The organism is Streptococcus sp. 2018110, from assembly GCF_019754115.1.
GTDB lineage: Bacteria > Bacillota > Bacilli > Lactobacillales > Streptococcaceae > Streptococcus > Streptococcus hashimotonensis.
This window is the reverse complement of sequence record NZ_JAIJZO010000001.1, coordinates 340,264-358,707: the sequence shown is the minus strand read 5'-3', so window position 1 is coordinate 358,707 and position 18,444 is coordinate 340,264. Positions and strand designations below refer to the sequence as shown.

Annotated in this window: 19 protein-coding genes and 1 pseudogene; all 20 read left to right on the top strand. The window is 39.2% G+C overall.

Annotation, left to right across the window (positions count from 1 at the left end; genetic code table 11):
- Positions 1-6 precede the first annotated feature (6 nt).
- The 20 genes and pseudogenes from K5Q34_RS01750 (at position 7) to K5Q34_RS01655 (ending at position 18,375) form a co-directional block, all read left to right on the top strand.
- Complete coding sequence (locus tag K5Q34_RS01750; RefSeq protein ID WP_024406944.1) at positions 7-1,266, top strand: DUF2130 domain-containing protein; 1,260 nt, start codon at positions 7-9, stop codon at positions 1,264-1,266.
- 25 nt (positions 1,267-1,291) lie between these two features.
- The gene (locus tag K5Q34_RS01745) at positions 1,292-4,024 is read left to right on the top strand and encodes an AAA domain-containing protein (RefSeq protein WP_105151267.1); all 2,733 of its coding nucleotides are present in this window, start codon (positions 1,292-1,294) and stop codon (positions 4,022-4,024) included.
- A gap of 10 nt (positions 4,025-4,034) precedes the next feature.
- Positions 4,035-4,358, top strand: a pseudogene (locus K5Q34_RS01740) (PAS domain-containing protein); the annotation flags it as partial.
- A gap of 124 nt (positions 4,359-4,482) precedes the next feature.
- Positions 4,483-5,037: a hypothetical protein gene (locus K5Q34_RS01735; RefSeq protein WP_221864396.1), complete on the top strand. Its 555-nt coding sequence runs from the start codon at positions 4,483-4,485 to the stop codon at positions 5,035-5,037.
- A 69-nt stretch (positions 5,038-5,106) separates the two neighbouring features.
- Complete coding sequence (truB, locus tag K5Q34_RS01730) at positions 5,107-5,985, top strand: tRNA pseudouridine(55) synthase TruB (RefSeq protein ID WP_105134500.1); 879 nt, start codon at positions 5,107-5,109, stop codon at positions 5,983-5,985.
- Positions 5,986-6,019: 34 nt separating this feature from the next.
- Positions 6,020-6,943, top strand: coding sequence for a bifunctional riboflavin kinase/FAD synthetase (locus tag K5Q34_RS01725; protein ID WP_221864395.1), 924 nt, complete (start codon positions 6,020-6,022; stop codon positions 6,941-6,943).
- On the top strand, positions 6,936-7,673 hold the full coding sequence (locus K5Q34_RS01720; protein WP_024406950.1) for a potassium channel family protein: 738 nt from the start codon (positions 6,936-6,938) through the stop codon (positions 7,671-7,673). The genes K5Q34_RS01725 and K5Q34_RS01720 overlap by 8 nt, the downstream gene beginning before the upstream one ends.
- Before the next feature lie 73 nt (positions 7,674-7,746).
- The gene (locus K5Q34_RS01715; protein WP_024381367.1) at positions 7,747-8,148 is read left to right on the top strand and encodes a Spx/MgsR family RNA polymerase-binding regulatory protein; all 402 of its coding nucleotides are present in this window, start codon (positions 7,747-7,749) and stop codon (positions 8,146-8,148) included.
- Positions 8,149-8,153: 5 nt separating this feature from the next.
- Complete coding sequence (locus K5Q34_RS01710) at positions 8,154-8,432, top strand: UPF0223 family protein (RefSeq protein WP_024379624.1); 279 nt, start codon at positions 8,154-8,156, stop codon at positions 8,430-8,432.
- Entirely contained in the window at positions 8,422-9,180 is a 759-nt protein-coding gene (locus tag K5Q34_RS01705; RefSeq protein ID WP_044683432.1) for an inositol monophosphatase family protein, read from the top strand. Before K5Q34_RS01710 ends, K5Q34_RS01705 begins: the two co-directional genes overlap by 11 nt.
- A complete protein-coding gene (locus K5Q34_RS01700) occupies positions 9,180-10,481 on the top strand; it encodes an RsmF rRNA methyltransferase first C-terminal domain-containing protein (protein ID WP_205027912.1) in 1,302 nt (433 codons plus the stop codon). Before K5Q34_RS01705 ends, K5Q34_RS01700 begins: the two co-directional genes overlap by 1 nt.
- Positions 10,482-10,618: 137 nt before the next feature.
- Entirely contained in the window at positions 10,619-11,488 is an 870-nt protein-coding gene (locus K5Q34_RS01695) for a phosphate ABC transporter substrate-binding protein PstS family protein (protein WP_024385295.1), read from the top strand.
- A 2-nt stretch (positions 11,489-11,490) separates the two neighbouring features.
- Positions 11,491-12,408, top strand: a complete 918-nt coding sequence (gene pstC / locus K5Q34_RS01690; RefSeq protein WP_002937619.1) for a phosphate ABC transporter permease subunit PstC — start codon at positions 11,491-11,493, stop codon at positions 12,406-12,408.
- Positions 12,398-13,285 carry a phosphate ABC transporter permease PstA gene (gene pstA, locus K5Q34_RS01685; protein ID WP_014635996.1) on the top strand — a complete coding sequence of 296 codons (888 nt, stop codon included), beginning with the start codon at positions 12,398-12,400 and terminating at the stop codon, positions 13,283-13,285. Before pstC ends, pstA begins: the two co-directional genes overlap by 11 nt.
- 24 nt (positions 13,286-13,309) lie before the next feature.
- The gene (pstB, locus tag K5Q34_RS01680; protein WP_002940866.1) at positions 13,310-14,113 is read left to right on the top strand and encodes a phosphate ABC transporter ATP-binding protein PstB; all 804 of its coding nucleotides are present in this window, start codon (positions 13,310-13,312) and stop codon (positions 14,111-14,113) included.
- Between the two features lie 11 nt (positions 14,114-14,124).
- Positions 14,125-14,883 carry a phosphate ABC transporter ATP-binding protein PstB gene (pstB, locus tag K5Q34_RS01675; protein WP_105211953.1) on the top strand — a complete coding sequence of 253 codons (759 nt, stop codon included), beginning with the start codon at positions 14,125-14,127 and terminating at the stop codon, positions 14,881-14,883.
- 26 nt (positions 14,884-14,909) lie between these two features.
- Positions 14,910-15,566 (top strand): phosphate signaling complex protein PhoU, encoded by a 657-nt coding sequence (gene phoU / locus K5Q34_RS01670; RefSeq protein WP_024413748.1) that lies wholly within the window; start codon positions 14,910-14,912, stop codon positions 15,564-15,566.
- A gap of 165 nt (positions 15,567-15,731) precedes the next feature.
- Positions 15,732-16,139, top strand: coding sequence for a hypothetical protein (locus K5Q34_RS01665; RefSeq protein WP_172115323.1), 408 nt, complete (start codon positions 15,732-15,734; stop codon positions 16,137-16,139).
- A 192-nt stretch (positions 16,140-16,331) separates the two neighbouring features.
- The gene (locus K5Q34_RS01660; protein WP_009909965.1) at positions 16,332-17,003 is read left to right on the top strand and encodes a response regulator transcription factor; all 672 of its coding nucleotides are present in this window, start codon (positions 16,332-16,334) and stop codon (positions 17,001-17,003) included.
- Complete coding sequence (locus K5Q34_RS01655; RefSeq protein ID WP_044762919.1) at positions 16,996-18,375, top strand: cell wall metabolism sensor histidine kinase WalK; 1,380 nt, start codon at positions 16,996-16,998, stop codon at positions 18,373-18,375. Before K5Q34_RS01660 ends, K5Q34_RS01655 begins: the two co-directional genes overlap by 8 nt.
- Positions 18,376-18,444: the final 69 nt, after the last annotated feature.

Sequence of the window (18,444 nt, the reverse complement as noted above, 5' to 3'; positions counted from 1 at the left end):
GAGCATATGCATCAAATTACTTGCCCCCATTGTGGGACGGCCTTTCAGGTCAATGAAACAGAATATAGTCAGCTTTTAGCCCAGGTGCGTGGTGCGGAGTTTGACAAGGAAATCCATGAACGATTGGAGCGGGAACGAGAATTATTAAGCCAGAAGGCTGAAAATGATTTGCAGGCTAGATTGAGTGATAAGGATAAGGAGATTCTGGAACTGACCGCAAAACTTGATAAATTTGCTAGTCAGACGGAACTGGAGATCAGCTCTGCTATTTCCCAAAAAGACCAAGAAATCCAAGAGCTTAAGGCTCAGTTGGGGCAAATCGGTCTTGCCAAGGATTTGGAGTTGCAGCAGGCGGTAGCTCAGGTGGAAAAAGAGCGGGATGCGGCACAAAATGCTTTGGTTTTGCAGGAACAAAAGCAAGAGTTAGCCCTGGCGACCACTCGTCAGGAGTACGAAGTACGGCTCAAGGCGGCGGATGAGCAGGTGGAATTTTACAAAAATTTCAAGGCCCAGCAGTCTACTAAGGCAATTGGTGAGAGCTTGGAGCAATTTGCTGAGGCGGAGTTTAACAAGGTTCGCTCCTATGCTTTTCCACGTGCCAAATTTGCGAAGGACAACGAAGTATCAGCGTCCGGTTCAAAAGGAGATTTCATCTTCCGTGATTTTGACGAGTCGGGCTTGGAATTTATTTCCATCATGTTCGAAATGAAAAACGAGGCAGATACGACCAAGACCAAGCATAAAAACGCTGATTTCTTTAAGGAGTTGGATAAGGACCGTCGGGAGAAAAAATGCGAATATGCTGTATTAGTCAGCATGCTAGAGGCGGACAATGACTATTACAATACAGGGATTGTGGATGTTAGTCATGAATATGAGAAGATGTATGTTATCCGACCACAGTTCTTTATCCAATTAATCGGAATTTTACGAAATGCTGCGCTTAATAGTCTGCAATACAAGCAGGAGTTAGCCTTGGTTAAGGAGCAGAATATCGATATTACTCATTTTGAAGAAGATTTGGAAATTTTCAAGAATGCTTTTGCAAAAAACTATCAATCGGCCAGCAACAATTTCCAAAAGGCTATTGATGAAATAGACAAGGCAATCAAGCGAATGGAAGCTGTCAAGGCAGCCCTGACCACCAGCGAAAACCAGCTTCGCCTAGCCAATAATAAACTAGACGACGTCTCCGTCAAAAAACTAACCCGCAATAACCCAACTATGAAAGCCAAGTTTGAGGCGTTGAGGGGGGAGGAAGATTAAGATTGAAAGTGAGAGTGGAGATATGGTGAAAGATAGAAAAATAATTTTGATTGATGGAGAGGACAAGTCAGAAAATATCGAATCGCTTCAATCGATTCGTTACAAAGGGAGGCTCTACTTTGAAATTTATTTTAAAAATAATGTCCAACCTTATCGCTACAATATGCAGAGAGTTGAGGTGCTGAAGTTTTCCAAACAGTTGAATCCTTCAGAGATAGGAGTTTATAGAAGGCAAGATGGGGTTTTATTAAATAATATTGAGTCAATTGTTGAATTCAATGGAACGCACTCACGAGCTTATATCATCCGCTACAAAAATGGCACTGGAAAATTATATATGGGGAGAGACCTAGAAATACGGCAAAATGAGTTGACACATTCAAATAGTCGTCATGTTTTTAGTTATTTGACAGAACTATCTAAGCTGAATCCTCTGAGAAACTCTGGGACTGATCAATTGCTCTTGTTAAAAAGGTATGAGGAATTGGATTACGTAGACAAAACAGTTGCTTTAGCGAGCTATCTAAGTCCCAGTAAGAAGAATAACTTGCCGCTTCATGGGGAACTGATTTTCCCTTTTGGTTGCAATAATAGTCAATATAAAGCAACAAAAAATGCCTTAATAAATCAATTTAGTGTCATTCAAGGACCTCCTGGAACTGGTAAGACACAAACGATTCTGAATATTATAGCTAATATAGTGATACGGAATAAGACGGTTCTAATTGTTTCTAATAATAATGCAGCCATTGATAATATTTACGAAAAACTGAAGAACTATGGTCTTGACTTTCCCGTGGCTTACCTTGGAAGTGAAAAAAATAAAAATAATTTTATTCTCAATCAGTATAGTATGTACCCTGATTTTTCTTCTTGGAGATTAAAAGATAATGGTATGGAAAGTCTTGATAAGGAATTAAATGAAAAGATTCGTAGGCTTCCTCGTATTTTTGAAATTCAGGAAGAAGTGGCTAATCTGAGACAAGAACTCTCAGAACTAGAAACGGAATATCATCATTTCAAGGATTTTTTTGAGCACATAGATATATCGCCTATAGAATTAAACCTATATTCTGCTAAGAAGTTATTTAAGCTTTGGAATGAATTTGAGGAATTCTATAAAAAGAATAAAAGGTTAGGTTTAATTTTTAAGATAAAAAACTTTTTATTATATGGTGTTAAAAACTGGGAACTTTATAAACAAGAATTATCTGATTTGACAATACAATTTCAGAACCTATTTTACCAGCATAAACAAACAGAAATAAGGAATAAATTAGAAACTCTTCAAGAAGAATTGGTTCACTTAAATGGTACGGAAGTTTTAAACAATTTGACCAGTGATTCATTAAAGATTTTCAAAAATTTTCTAGTTAGTAAGTATGGGAATGGAAGAAATAGAGTACAGTTTACAAAGGAAGATTTAAGGGAACAATCGAAACGAGTTCTTCTAGAATATCCTATTGTTCTTAGTACAACATTTTCATCAACAACAAGTTTAGGAAAGAATATTACCTATGATTATTTAATCATAGATGAAGCCTCACAAGTGGATATTACAACTGGGGCACTAGCATTATCCTGTGCTAAAAGTGTTGTAGTTGTTGGAGATAGTAAACAGCTACCGCATATTGTCACAAAAGATGTCAAAGAAAGTAGTGCTCAGCTTTTCCATAAATACGGTGTTCATAGTGGTTATGAATACACAAACAGTTTTCTTCAATCGGTACTAAAAGTGATTCCGAATATTCCAGAAACGCTATTACGAGAGCATTATAGATGTCATCCCAAAATTATCAATTTCTGCAATCAAAAGTTTTATAATGGTGACTTAGTGATTATGACAGGTGATAAAGGGGAAAAAGATGTTCTTCAGGCTATTAGAACACCTAAGGGAAATCACGCTCGTGATCACTATAGTCAGAGAGAGATTGATATAATTCTGAAAGATGTTATTCCAAATTATGAAATTTATCGGGAGCGGACAGGAGTTGTCACGCCTTATCGAAAGCAGAAAGAGAAGTTGCAAGAGCAAATTGATGATTTGGAAAGCGATACAGTCCATAAGTTTCAGGGAAAAGAAAAAGATACGATAATCATCTCCACGGTTGATAACAGCATAACACGTTTTACGGATGATCCGTACTTACTAAATGTGGCGATATCAAGAGCTAAAAATAAATTATTTCTTGTCATGACTGGGAATGAGCAATCATTAGATAAAAATATTAGTGATTTATTGGGATATATACAATATAATAATTTTGAAGTAAGAGAGAGCCCTGTATATTCCATCTTCGATTACTTATACAAACAGTATGAGCAAGAAAAGGAGGAATATTTTAGAAAACGAAAACGGATATCGCGATATGATTCTGAGAATTTAATGTATCATCGGATTAAGGAAGTATTTATGAGCGATGAAAAATATAATAGTCTAGATGTTATACATGACTATAAACTGCATAATCTTGTGAAGGATTTTACTCGACTAACAGAAGTGGAAGCGAAGTATGCAAGGCATGGAAATACGCACCTTGATTTTTTGATAATCAATAGACTTACCAAAGCACCTGTACTAGCTGTAGAAGTAGATGGACATGCATTCCACAAAGGTAATTCTAAGCAGTTTGAACGTGATATTATGAAGGATAACATTTTGAAAAAATGCAACATCCCCCTAATCAGGTTTAAAACAAATGAGAGTCAGGAAAAAGAAAAATTGATTGAAATATTGGATGGATTACTAGGAAGATAGCAATGAACATGATGGCATTTTCCAATATTATAATGACAGCCACCCTGTTGAAGACATGATTTTCAAACGTACTCCGAGCCAGATTGGACGTCATGTGGAGCTCTGCCATCCACCCAAAATCTTAGACAAGGTCAAGAAGATTTTTGAATTGCTCCGCACAGGGCGAAAAGACCAGGTGACCATGTGGTTCAAGTCTGAGAGTATGGGCAAGTTTGTCTATGTGGTCTATAAGGCCGTGCGTGATGACCAGGGAGAGTTTCAGGGCGTCTTGGAATACGTCCAAAATATCCAACCATTTTTTGAAATTGACAGAGATTTTCATCGGGAAATTTAATCCAACCAGACCGCCCACAAGTGCGGTCCTTTGTGTTATAATGAAAACATGATTTCAGGAATTATTAACGTCAAAAAAGAAGCGGGCATGACATCGCACGATTGAGTACATGTTGGAGGGAATGATGCTCAAAACCAAAACAATGATTGTCTTTGGTAGATTAGGAAAGCAAAGCCTATTTTATGATTCTGAAACCCAAAAAGTATATTTAAGTCAGCAAGAATACGCTCCGAGGAGAATATCAATATGGTTGGGAATCACTTTGGCTATGTTACTTTGTATTTTACTGAACAATATCGAAAAAATAAGATTTTTCGAAACCAACAATCAGAATATCTTGCTGTATAGTGTCTTAGTATTTGTTCTTCATTTTGTGATTGCTTTGTGGATAAAGGATGAGTACCTAGGTATCCCACTGGAAGAGTTTCAAGATTGGAAAAATGAGGAGTGGAAAAAGGCACTACAGAGAGAAACTAAGGCCGTCGTCAGTATTCCATTGGTCATAATTGTATCCGTTTGGCTAGGGGGGTCATATTCAATCCGTTTTCTACTGGATTTTTCAGCCGAAAATCTTCTGTTTTCCCTATTCTTCATTGGTATTGCGGATATTACCGTCTTTCACTCGAATTTTTTGCGACGTTTCCGTGCAAATCGTTTGTTAAGAGTGAGGCAGATGTAATTTGCTATACTTCATCAAGTTTCCAACCGGACCGCCCACAAGAGCGGTCCTTTGTGTTATAATGAAAACATGATTTCAGGAATTATTAATTTAAAAAAAGAGGCGGGGATGACCTCGCATGATGCAGTTTTTAAACTCCGAAAGATTCTGCAGGAGAAGAAGATTGGACACGGTGGGACGCTAGATCCAGATGTGACAGGGGTTCTGCCAATTGCAGTCGGCAAGGCTACTCGTATGATTGAGTTTATGCAGGACGAGGGGAAAATCTACGAGGGGGAGATTACCATTGGCTACTCTACTACGACAGAAGATGCATCGGGTGACCTTGTTGAGCGGACACCGGTTTTGGACATAGCAGAGCAGGCAGTTGATGAGGCTATGGCTAGTTTTGTCGGTACTATTACCCAGATTCCGCCTATGTATTCCGCCGTCAAAGTAAATGGCCGCAAGCTATATGAATACGCACGGGCGGGTGAAGAAGTCGAACGTCCCCAACGCCAAATTGACATATACAGTTTTGAACGTACCAGTCCAATTGAGTTGGCAGATGATTGTGCACGATTTACCTTCCGAGTTCGTTGTGGAAAGGGCACCTATGTCCGTACTCTTTCTGTTGACTTAGGGGCTAAGTTAGGCTACGCCAGTCACATGTCTAAGTTGGAACGAACTGGGTCAGCAGGAATGGACCTAGCGGACGCCTTAACTTTGGAAGAAATTTCTTTACTGGTAGCAGAAAATGATTTTTCATTTCTCCAACCTATTGAACGTGGTATCGGGGATTTACCTGTTGTAGAATTGAAAGAAGAGCAGGTGCAAGATGCTACATTTGGTCGATTTGTAGAATTGAATGCAGAAGCAGAGCGTTTAGCAGGCTTTCATGATGGTCAGTTGATTGCTATTTTTGAAAAACGCGACCAGCTGTATAAACCGAGCAAGGTTTTGGTCTAAGAAATTTCTCAATAACTGTGATAAAATAGAAAACATGAACATTAGAACAATTAAAGATTATAGTGAATTGAATCAAGAGGAGCCGACGGTTTTAGTACTAGGCTACTTTGATGGGATTCATCTTGGGCACAAGGCTTTACTTGATCGAGCAAGAAAAGTAGCAGATGAGCAAGGTTTGATAGTAACTGTTCTGACCTTTCCAGAGTCACCTCGGTTGGCTTTTTCTCGCTTTAGCCCAGAACTTTTACTGCATTTGACTAGTCAAGAGCAACGCTACCTCTTATTGAAAAAATATGGTGTTGATAATCTTATTTTGACTGATTTTACTAGTGAATTTGCTAACAATACTCCTCAGCAGTTTTTGGAGCGCTACATCAAAGGTCTCAATGCCCAGATTTTGGTCGCAGGTTTCGACTATCATTTTGGAAATTGCAGAGCAGATGTCAAAGATTTGACAGAGCTATTTGATGGCCAGGTAGAAATTGTAAGTGAAGTGAGCCTGGACGGAGAAAAAGTTTCTTCAACTCGCATTCGTCAGGCTATCCAGTCAGGGGATGTCTCTCTAGCTAATCAACTTTTAGGTTATTCATTTATGACGGAGGGAATTGTTGTTCATGGAGATGCCAGAGGGCGCACTATTGGTTATCCGACTGCAAATCTGGCTCCTTTTGACCGTGTCCATTTACCATCTGAGGGAGTCTACGTCGCTGATGTCGAAGTAGATGGAAAACGCTATCGAGCTATGACAAGCGTTGGGAAAAATGTGACCTTTGATGGAACTGAGATGCGGATAGAAACCCATATTTTTGGGTTTGACCGCTTTATCTACGGAGAAAAAATAACTATTTTTTGGCTTGAAAAAATTCGAGATATGGTCAAATTTGATGGGATTGAAGGTTTGATGGAGCAGATGAAATCTGATGAGGAATTTGCCTTGCAATGGGGGAAATATGCTTAAACGATTGATTCGTCATCCTTTTTATGAGAAGGCTATGACCTACATAGCTGTAGTCTATGTATTTCTTATCGTACTTGAATTAATGGATGCTAGTATTGCCAATTCTAGTGGCTATCGGGTACTGGATTGGCTCCTGTGGTTTATCTTTGTCTGCGATTATTTTGCTCAGCTTTATTATGCGGATGACATACTTGAATATGTACAGGGGCATATCTTGGAATTAATTGCCATTATTCCATTTGATTCATTCTTCAGTTTTCTTCGCTTGGGAAGACTTGCACGACTCTTCAGATTGGTCAAAGTAACGAGAATATTTGCCCTGTCTAATCGATTCTGGGATACAATCAACAAGCTTTTGCATACCAACAGTTTATCCAAAGTGTTGATGTTAAATATCTCAGCGGTGTTAGTTGCAAGTGTCTTATTATCAGTGATTGAAGGAAAATCATTCTTCGATGCACTTTGGTGGTCCATTGTAACGATGACAACTGTAGGGTATGGAGATATTGTCCCCCAAGATACGATTTCTAAAATTATAGCCATCCTCTTGATGTTGGTTGGTATTTGTACTTTTGGTATGGTTACCTCCACGATAACTCGTTTTTTCTCTGAAACAGAGCGTGAAACGAAGTTGGATACCTTGATGGCAAAAATTGATGAACAAAACGAAATATTGCTACGCTTAGAGAAAAAAATAGAATCTTTGGAAAAATTACAGGGAAGAGATTAGATTTACTATTGAAAACTCTTTTAAGTTAGAGTATAATATAAGAAGAAAAATGTTTTTAGAGGGGATGGAAGACATGATTACTTTATTTTTGTCACCGAGTTGTACCAGTTGTCGTAAAGCTCGTGCTTGGCTGACAAGTCACGAAGTCCCTTTTATTGAGCACAATATTATGACTAGCCCTCTAACTGCTGAGGAATTGAAGAACATTTTAGCATTGACAGAAAATGGGACAGATGATTTGATTTCTACCCGTTCAAAAGTTTTTCAGAAGCTAGATATTGATGTTGATGAGCTTTCTGTGAAGCAACTTATTGGGTTAATTGAAACCTATCCAAGCCTCTTACGACGTCCGATTATTTTGGACGAGAAGCGGATGCAGATTGGTTTTAACGAAGATGAAATTCGTGCATTTCTTCCGCGCAAGTACCGTAAACAAGAATTGAGAAATGCCACATTACGAGCAGAAATAGGATAAAAGATATGAACAAAAATTATTCATATCCACTTGATTTTTCGTGGAGCACAGAGGAGATTTCCTCCGTGCTTTCTTTTTTGAATCAGGTGGAGGCAGCTTATGAAAAAGGAGCAGATGCAGTAGCTATATTAGCTAGTTATAAAAGCTTCAAAGATGTTGTTAAAAGTAAGGGACAGGAACGTCAAATTGATCGTGACTTTGAAGCGGTTTCTGGTTATTCAACCTATCGAGTTGTTAAGGCTGCTCGAGATAAGGGGAAAGGAGTTATTCGTTTTGGAAACTAAGTATCACTTTGCCCAAACAATTGTCCTGGAGGCTGGAAATTTTCTCCGACAGCATCTACATGATGATCTTCAGATTGAAGAAAAGGGTGACTTTACAGACTTGGTAACGCACCTTGATAAACAAGTGCAAGAAATGCTGACTCAACAGATTCAATCTCGCTATCAAGGTGATGGGATTTTAGGTGAGGAAGGTGGAGACGTTTCTTCTATTCATGAGGGAAATGTTTGGGTTATTGATCCAATTGATGGCACCACAAATTTTATTGCTCAGAAAACTGATTTTGCCATTATGATTGCCTATTTTGAAAATGGAGTAGGAAAGTTCGGTATCATTTATGATGTCATGCGAGACAAACTTTTCCATGGAGGAGATTCGTTCCCTGTTTATTGCAATCAAGAACGCTTAAAGAAACCAGAGCTGCGCCCTCTTCGCCAGAGTTTGATAGGAATCAATGCACAGTTGTATGCAGCCAATGCACATGGAGTGGCAGAATTAGCAAATCAAAGTTTAGGTACAAGATCTGTAGGAAGTGCTGGAATTGGTTTCGCCCACGTTCTGGAAGGAAGATTATTTGCCTATGCTTCTTATCTGTGTCCATGGGACTACGCAGCAGCCAGTATTATTGGTTCCTCTTTAGGCTTAGTCATGTTAAGTTTTGATGGTCCGAGTCTGGCCTATGATAAGCGAGAGTTTGTCATGCTAGTATCAGAATCCCATCTTGAGGAAGTGAAGGGGTATATATTCTAATGCAATTACCACAGGATTTTATAGATAAATATAATCATTTGCTTGGTAGTGAAGCCCAAGCATTTTTTGAGAGTTTCGAACAAGACCCAATCTCAGGCTTTCGCACAAATCCTCTTAAAGAAAGCCAATTGGACTTTGAGCAACCAATCCCTAATATGACTTGGTCATACTATGGTAAGGTCTCAGGAAAGTCTCCAGAACATGTAACTGGCTTAGTCTACTCACAAGAGCCGGCTGCACAGGTTGTCGGTCAGATTGCAGCTCCGGAAAAAGGGATGAAAGTGTTGGACTTGGCAGCAGCGCCAGGAGGAAAGTCTACTCACTTGCTTTCATACTTAGAAAATACGGGGCTCTTGGTTAGTAATGAAATTTCCAACAAACGAGCAAAAATCTTGGCTGAAAATATTGAGCGTTTCGGAGCGAGGAATGTTGTTGTAACAAATGAATCAGCAGACCGCTTGGAAAAGGTCTTTCCAGGATATTTCGATATGATTGTCCTAGATGCTCCCTGTTCAGGTGAAGGGATGTTTCGAAAAGACCCCGATGCGATTCAATATTGGTCCAAACATTATCCAGCACAATGTGCAAGCTTGCAAAGAGAGATTTTAGAATCGGCCTTGAACATGTTGGCTCCAGGTGGTCAATTGATTTATTCTACTTGCACTTGGTCACCAGAGGAAAATGAAGAAGTAGTGACTTGGCTCTTAGAACAATATGATTTGGAACTGATAGACATTCCTAAAATCAATGGAATGGTAGAAGGAATCGGCTATACAGAAGTTGCTCGTATGTATCCCCACCATTTTGCAGGAGAAGGTCAGTTCGTTGCCAAATTTAGATTTCTAGGTGAAGCCAGTCAGAAAAAATTAAAACCAGGAAAATCCAATTTGAATAGAGAACAGCAAGCTCTCTGGAAAGAATTTGAACAGAAGCATTTAAAGGTTCAATTGGATGGTTTACTGCAGGTTTTTGGCGACAATCTCTATCTACTGCCACACGGCCTTCCTGATTTATCAAAAGTAAAGATTGCTCGAAATGGCCTTCACTTGGGGACGTTTAAGAAAAAAAGATTTGAACCAAGTTTTGCTTTAGGTCTAGCACTCCATAGTTCGGAGGTTAAAAATCGAGTGGAAATCAGCTTAGAAGAATTCTCGTCCTACACTGCTGGACATACAATAGCTGTGTCCAAGGATTTAGCTAATGGCTGGTATCAGGTAGCAGTTCAGGGGAACGGTCTTGGTTTCGCAAAAATTGTATCTGGAACGCTTAAAAATGGCTTTCCAAAAGGGCTGAGATTTTAAAATAAATCAGCAGATTTTTTTTGCAACTTGTCTTTTTATATGATATAGTGGATGAGTGGAAATATCTTGTAAATTCTATGTAAAATACAGAGTTAATTTTAGGAGATTCCACTGAAAAATGTAAAGGAAAAAACGAAATGAAAAAAAAGCAGAAGCTTGGAATTGCAGCTTTGTTTCTTTTGAGTAGTATGGCTCTTTCTGGTTGTTCTTCTTGGATCGATCGAGGAGAGTCTATTACAGCCGTAGGTTCGACAGCGCTTCAACCACTTGTTGAGGCAGCAGCAGATGAATTTGGTAGTGTCAATATCGGTAAATCCATCAACGTTCAGGGTGGAGGATCAGGTACTGGCTTGTCACAAGTTCAGTCTGGAGCTGTTCAGATTGGTAACTCTGACGTATTTGCTGAGGAAAAAGATGGTATTGATGCAAGTAAACTTGTTGACCATCAAGTAGCAGTAGCTGGTTTAGCCGTTATTGTAAATGAGCAAGTATCGGTTAAAGATATTACTACAGAAGATTTGCGTAAAATTTTTACTGGTGAGATTACCAACTGGAAAGAACTAGGTGGTAAGGATTTGGAAATTTCAATCATTAACCGTGCAGCTAGTTCAGGTTCGCGTGCGACCTTTGATAGTGTTATCATGGATGGACAAACCGCAGCTCAGAGTCAAGAACAAGATTCTAACGGTATGGTAAAATCTATTGTTGCTCAGACACCAGGTGCAATTTCCTACCTATCATTTGCTTATATAGATGATTCCGTTAAAACAATTAAGCTAAACGGTTTTGAACCAACTGCTGAAAATGTAGCAACAAATGATTGGCCAATTTGGTCCTATGAGCATATGTATACGATGGGAAAAGCGACTGATTTGACAGAAGAATTTTTAGATTACATGATGTCAGATGAAGTTCAAAATGGTATCGTTGAAAGTATGGGATACATTTCTATCAACGATATGAAAGTTGTGAAAAGTGCTGATGGCACGGTGACTGAGAAGGAGTAAGCATGAAAAACGAACAACTAGCAAAAGAGTTATCGTCTCCATCTAAAAATTCTCGATTAGAGAAGTTTGGTAAGGTAATTACATTCCTTTGTCTATCATTGATTGTCTTTATTGTTGCAATGATTTTGATTTTCGTTGCGCAGCGTGGATTATCGACTTTCTTTGTTGACGGTGTGAGCATCACTGATTTCTTATTTGGAAGCAAGTGGGAACCAAGCTCGAAAATATTTGGTGCCCTGCCAATGATTTCAGGTTCTTTCATTGTTACGATTCTGTCAGCTGTTGTTGCGACCCCTATCGCAATCGGTGCAGCGGTCTTCATGACAGAAATATCACCAAAACGTGGTGCAAAAATCTTACAACCTGTTATCGAACTTTTGGTTGGTATTCCATCGGTTGTATATGGTTTCATTGGTTTGCAAGTAGTTGTACCATTTGTACGTTCAATTTTCGGTGGAACAGGTTTTGGTATCTTGTCGGGTGTATTTGTACTTTTCGTTATGATTTTGCCAACAGTAACCTTTATGACGGTTGACAGTTTGCGTGCAGTACCTCGTCATTACCGCGAAGCAAGTTTGGCTATGGGAGCCACTCGCTGGCAGACGATTTGGCGTGTTATTTTGAACGCAGCTAAGCCAGGTATTTTTACGGCCGTTATCTTTGGTATGGCGCGTGCCTTTGGTGAAGCCTTGGCGATTCAGATGGTGGTTGGTAACTCAGCAGTGATTCCAACTTCATTGACAACGCCAGCAGCGACTTTGACTTCTGTTTTGACAATGGGTATCGGTAATACGGTTATGGGAACTGTTCAGAACAACGTCCTATGGTCCTTGGCCCTAGTCTTGCTCTTGATGAGCCTTATCTTTAACATGATTATGAAATTTATTACGAGAGAGGGTAAGAAAAACTATGCACGCTAAAAAATTTGATAAATTGGCGACTGGTATTCTTTACTCAATCGCTGGTGTGATTGTCGTTATCTTGACATCACTGATTCTTTACATCTTGCTACGTGGTCTGCCACATGTAAGCTGGGATTTTTTGACAAGTAAATCTTCATCTTACAAAGCTGGTGGTGGTATTGGAATTCAGCTCTACAACTCATTCTTCCTATTGGTTGTAACGCTCTTAATTTCTGTTCCCTTGTCAACCGGTGCAGGTATTTATTTGGCTGAATATGCTAAAAAAGGTCCATTGACGAACTTTATCCGTACCTGTATTGAGATTTTATCATCCCTACCGTCCGTTGTCGTTGGTTTGTTTGGTTACTTGATTTTCGTTGTTCAGTTTGAGTACGGTTTTTCTATCTTATCAGGTGCCTTGGCTCTTACAGTCTTCAACTTACCACAGATGACACGTAACGTAGAGGACAGCCTTCGTCACGTTCACCATACACAACGTGAAGCAGGATTGGCTCTTGGTCTATCACGTTGGGAAACTGTTCTCCATGTTGTTATTCCAGAAGCACTTCCAGGGATTGTAACAGGTATCGTCTTGGCATCTGGTCGTATCTTCGGTGAGGCAGCAGCTCTTATCTACACGGCTGGTCAGTCAGCTCCAGCTCTTGACTGGTCAAACTGGAATCCATTGAGTGTTACTAGTCCGATTTCTATCTTCCGTCAATCAGAAACCCTTGCGGTTCATATCTGGAAGGTAAACAGCGAAGGTACAATCCCAGATGCAACCCAAGTTTCTGCTGGTTCAGCAGCAATCCTCTTGGTTTTCATCTTGATTTTCAACCTTTCTGCACGATATATCGGTAAGAAACTTCATGCGAAAATGACTTCAGCAGCCTAGAAGTCTGACTTATAAGGAGAAAAAATGGCAGATTACAACTGGAATGAACGCCATATCATTACTTTTCCAGAGGAGAATATCGCCCTTTCGACAAAAGATGTTCATGTTTACTATGGTAAAAATGAAGCGATCAAGGGCATTGATATGCAGTTCGAAAAAAATAAAATTACAGCCTTGATTGGACCATCAGGGTGTGGGAAATCAACCTATCTTCGCAGTCTTAATCGTATGAATGATACTATTGATATTGCTAAGGTAACCGGTCAAATTCTTTATGAAGGAATCGACATCAATAGACCAGATATGAACGTTTACGAAATTCGTAAGCATATCGGAATGGTATTCCAACGTCCCAACCCATTTGCAAAATCTATTTATCGTAACATCACATTTGCACATGAACGTGCAGGCGTGAAAGATAAGCAGGTTTTGGATGAGATTGTTGAAACTTCTCTGAAACAAGCAGCCCTTTGGGATCAGGTAAAAGATGACTTGCACAAGTCAGCCTTTACCTTATCAGGTGGACAGCAACAGCGTTTGTGTATTGCACGAGCTATCTCTGTAAAACCACAAATCTTGCTTATGGATGAGCCTGCATCAGCCTTGGACCCGATTGCGACTATGCAGTTAGAAGAAACTATGTTTGAATTGAAGAAGGACTACACCATTATCATTGTTACGCACAATATGCAACAAGCAGCACGTGCAAGTGATTACACAGCTTTCTTCTATCTGGGTGACTTGATTGAATATGATAAGACAGCAAACGTCTTCCAGAATGCAAAACTCAAGTCAACTAGTGACTACGTTTCAGGACATTTTGGATAGAAAGGGAACAAATGACATCACCTATTTTACAAGTAAAAGATTTGTCTGTTTACTATAACAAGAAAAAAGCCTTGAATAATGTGTCAATCGATTTCTATCCAAATGAAATTACTGCTTTGATTGGACCATCTGGTTCTGGTAAGTCAACCCTCTTGCGTTCTATTAACCGTATGGGAGATTTAAATCCAGAGGTAACATTGACAGGTGCGATTGATTACAACGGAAAAAACATATACAGTCCTCGTACGGATACTGTTGATCTTCGTAAGGAAATCGGTATGGTCTTCCAACAACCAAACCCATTCCCTATGTCTATCTACGAGAATGTCGTTTATGGTTTACGTATTAACGGTATCAAGGACAAGCAGGTCTTGGACGAAGCAGTTGAGCGTTCCTTGATTGGTGCTTCTATTTGGAATGAAGTGAAAGATCGCTTGCATGACTCGGCAGTTGGACTTTCAGGTGGTCAGCAGCAACGTGTATGTGTGGCCCGCGTATTGGCGACAAGCCCAAAAATTATTTTGTTGGATGAGCCAACATCAGCACTTGACCCAATCTCGGCTGGTAAAATTGAGGACACACTTTATGGTCTGAAAGATAGGTATACAATGGTGCTAGTAACACGTTCTATGCAACAGGCATCACGTATTTCAGATCGAACAGGTTTCTTCCTTGATGGCGATTTGATAGAATACAATTTGACAAAAGAAATGTTCATGAACCCTGCAAACAAAGAGACAGAAGATTATATTACAGGTAAGTTTGGTTAGGCCTGTTAAAAAGAAAAGAGGTTTATATGTTAAGAGCGCAGTTTGAAGAAGAATTAGGAAAACTTCACAATCAATTTTACGCGATGGGAAATGAAGTTTTGGCTCAAATTAATAATGCTGTTCGTGCCTTTACAACTCATGATCGTGAATTGGCTAAAGAAGTGATCGAAGCCGATAAAAAAATCAATGATTTTGAAATTAAACTCGAAAAGAAATCTTTAGAGATTATTGCTTTGCAACAACCAGTTTCTACAGATTTACGTCGAGTAATCACTGTCTTGAAAGCAACAAGTGACTTAGAACGTATGGGAGACCACGCAGTTTCGATCGCAAAAGCTGCTATTCGTATGAAAGGCGAAGTCCGTATTCCAGTAGTTGAAGATGAAGTGAAGAAGATGGGGCGCGAAGTTCGAAAACTTGTTGAAGAAACTTTGGAGCTTTATCTTGGTGATGCGGATATGGAAGTCGCATATGAAGTAGCTGCTCGTGATGAGGTTGTTAATGAGTTTTATTCAAGTATCCAAGAATTGACAACGGAAGAAATCAAGAAGAATCCAGAATCCTTGGTTGCTGGTCGCGACTATTACCAAGTTTTAACCTACTTGGAACGTGTCGGTGATTATGCTAAAAATATTTGTGAGTGGGTTGTTTATCTACGCACAGGTGATATTACAGAGTTGTAATTCAGAAGTCCGAGAGGGCTTCTTTTTTATGTAATAAACTTTTATAAAAATGCTGGATTTCTTTAGCTTGGTTTAAGTTTTTAATACTATACTATTATCATCAGGTAAAGAGGAGTTATTTAGTGGGCCTCATTCTGATAATATTCTATTGAAAAGAGGAATTTCATGTCATTTATTAATCAATTTAAGTCACAGTCAAAAACAGTACTAGCTGCAGTTGCTATTTCGGCTGCTACCTTGGGCTTTGCAGGGGGGATGAGTATTTCGAAAAGCTCAACAGGAGTTTCAACACAAAGTCAGGCAAGTTTGGCGCAAAATAATTCTGCAGCAACAAATGGACAGGTAGCCGCATCTGCGAATACCCAAGGTATGCCACCAGGTCAAGGTGGAGCTAGCCAAGGCATGCCACCAGGTCAAGGAGGTCCTAGCCAAGGTACAACCCCTCCTGATGCAACAAGTGGAGCAACCCAGTCAAACTCGAGTACTTCTTCTGATGAAGTGAATGCTTTAAAGGAGAAGAATCAAGAAATTAAAGCTCACATTTCAGGGGATAGTAGTTCTTCTAATCAATAAACATTGAGATTTTGGTTTCTACTTGTTCCATGATATAATGAACACGTATCAATAAATAGTTAGATAAAGCCTACCCAGTCATTCATTTTTAGATGGTCACAGTGGGACTTTATCTAACCATTTCTATTAAAGACCATGCCCTGTGCCTAGGTCTTTGGTTTGTTTATTAAACCGAAACGTAAGGAGTATATGATGATTAAAATATTGTTAGTGGAAGATGATTTAAGCCTATCAAATTCTGTTTTCGATTTCTTAGATGATTTTGCGGATGTTATGCAGGTTTTTGATGGCGAAGAGGGCGTTTATGAGGCGGAAACAGGCGTTTATGATTTGATTCTTTTGGATTTGATGTTGCCTGAAAAAGATGGCTTCCAAGTTTTGAAAGAGTTACGTGAAAAAGGTGTTACGACACCTGTTCTAATTACAACAGCCAAGGAAAGTCTAGAGGATAAAGGCCATGGTTTTGAATTGGGAGCTGATGACTACTTGACAAAACCGTTTTATTTAGAAGAATTGAAGATGCGAATTCAAGCTCTATTAAAACGAGCGGGTAAGTTTAATGAAAACACACTAACCTTTGGAGATGTGACAGTTGACCTATCTACAAATATGACGATGGTAAATGGCGAAGAAGTTGAACTGCTAGGAAAAGAATTTGATCTACTAGTTTATTTCTTGCAAAACCAAAATGTTATTTTGCCAAAAACACAAATTTTTGACCGTATTTGGGGCTTTGACAGTGATACTACAATTTCAGTAGTAGAAGTATATGTTTCTAAAATTAGGAAAAAGTTGAAAGGAACGACCTTTGGGGAAAATCTTCAAACCCTGCGTAGTGTCGGGTACATTCTAAAAAATGCCTAAGCGAATCAGAAAATTAGTGTATACGGATAAATTTTCCTTCTTTATCCGTTATTTTGCAGTATTTACCCTGATTTTTGGCTTGATGACAGCTATCATTTTTCAATTAATGCGTTCAACTATGTATCAAAATTCCGATAATACCTTGAAACGGATTAAGGAAGAACCAGCGATGGCTGTTGGTTTTGCAATCGCAAGAACCTATGAGCCCAACTCTGTCTTTATACTTCAAGATAGCCCAACTAGTGAAGAAACGACGAGCTCTAGCTCAGATAGCATGCCTGTTCCTAAAGATCAAAAAAATACTAGAGATGGAGATCAGCTGAGATTAGGTGTCAATACTCATGTCTTACTCTATAGTAAAAGTGGAGAAATGGTCAATCCGGATACTTTTACTGGTTTGGCCGACCTACCGTTAGATAAGGAAAAATTGGGCGAAATTAAGGAAGCAACGGTTGAATCAAGCTTCGGTATGTCTGAAGATTATCGCTATGTGACGATTGAGCTGGCTACAGATGAACTAGGTTATTATTCGTCCTATGATATAAAATATGCGACAATTTTAGTGAATGTCAGCCAGATAAAATCCTCCATTGAGACCTATGAATCGACAGTTGCTATTGTTATGGTATCAGCTTGGCTCATTTCTATCTTGGCCAGTATTTACCTATCAAATCTTAGCATGCGTCCAATTCTAATCAGCTATCAAAAACAAAAGGACTTTGTCGAAAATGCTAGTCATGAGTTGCGTACGCCGCTGGCTGTTCTCCAAAATCGTTTGGAGAGCCTGTTTCGCCATCCCGAAGCGACGATTTTAGAGAGTAGTGAAAGCATCGGATCTAGTTTGGAAGAAGTCCGAAATATGCGATTATTGACAACGAACTTGCTCAATTTGGCTCGTCGTGATGATGGCTTAAAAGTCGATATGATCGATGTCCAACCGAACTATTTTGATGAAATCTTTGCTAATTACCTTATGATTGCCGAAGAAAATGGAAAAACACTAACAGTTAATAATTTGATTCATCAGCCGATTCGAACAGATAAGGTCCTGATTAAACAGTTGCTCACCATTTTATTTGACAATGCCATGAAGTATACCGACGATGATGGCAGAATTCAAATTACAGCTAATATCAAGGATAAATCTGTCTACTTCACAGTTGCCGACAATGGTTTGGGAATCAGCGATGCCGATAAGAAGAAAATCTTTGATCGCTTTTATCGAGTTGATAAGGCCAGAACACGTCAAAAAGGTGGTTTCGGTCTAGGATTATCGTTGGCTCAGCAAATTATTAAGACACTAGGTGGGAAAATCTCTGTTAGAGATAACCAACCGAAAGGAACTATTTTTGAGGTAGGATTACCTAAATAAAACAATATTATTAGGCTAGGAAAATTCTAGTCTAATTTTTTTGTATAGTTTGTCAGAAGCCTCCTAATT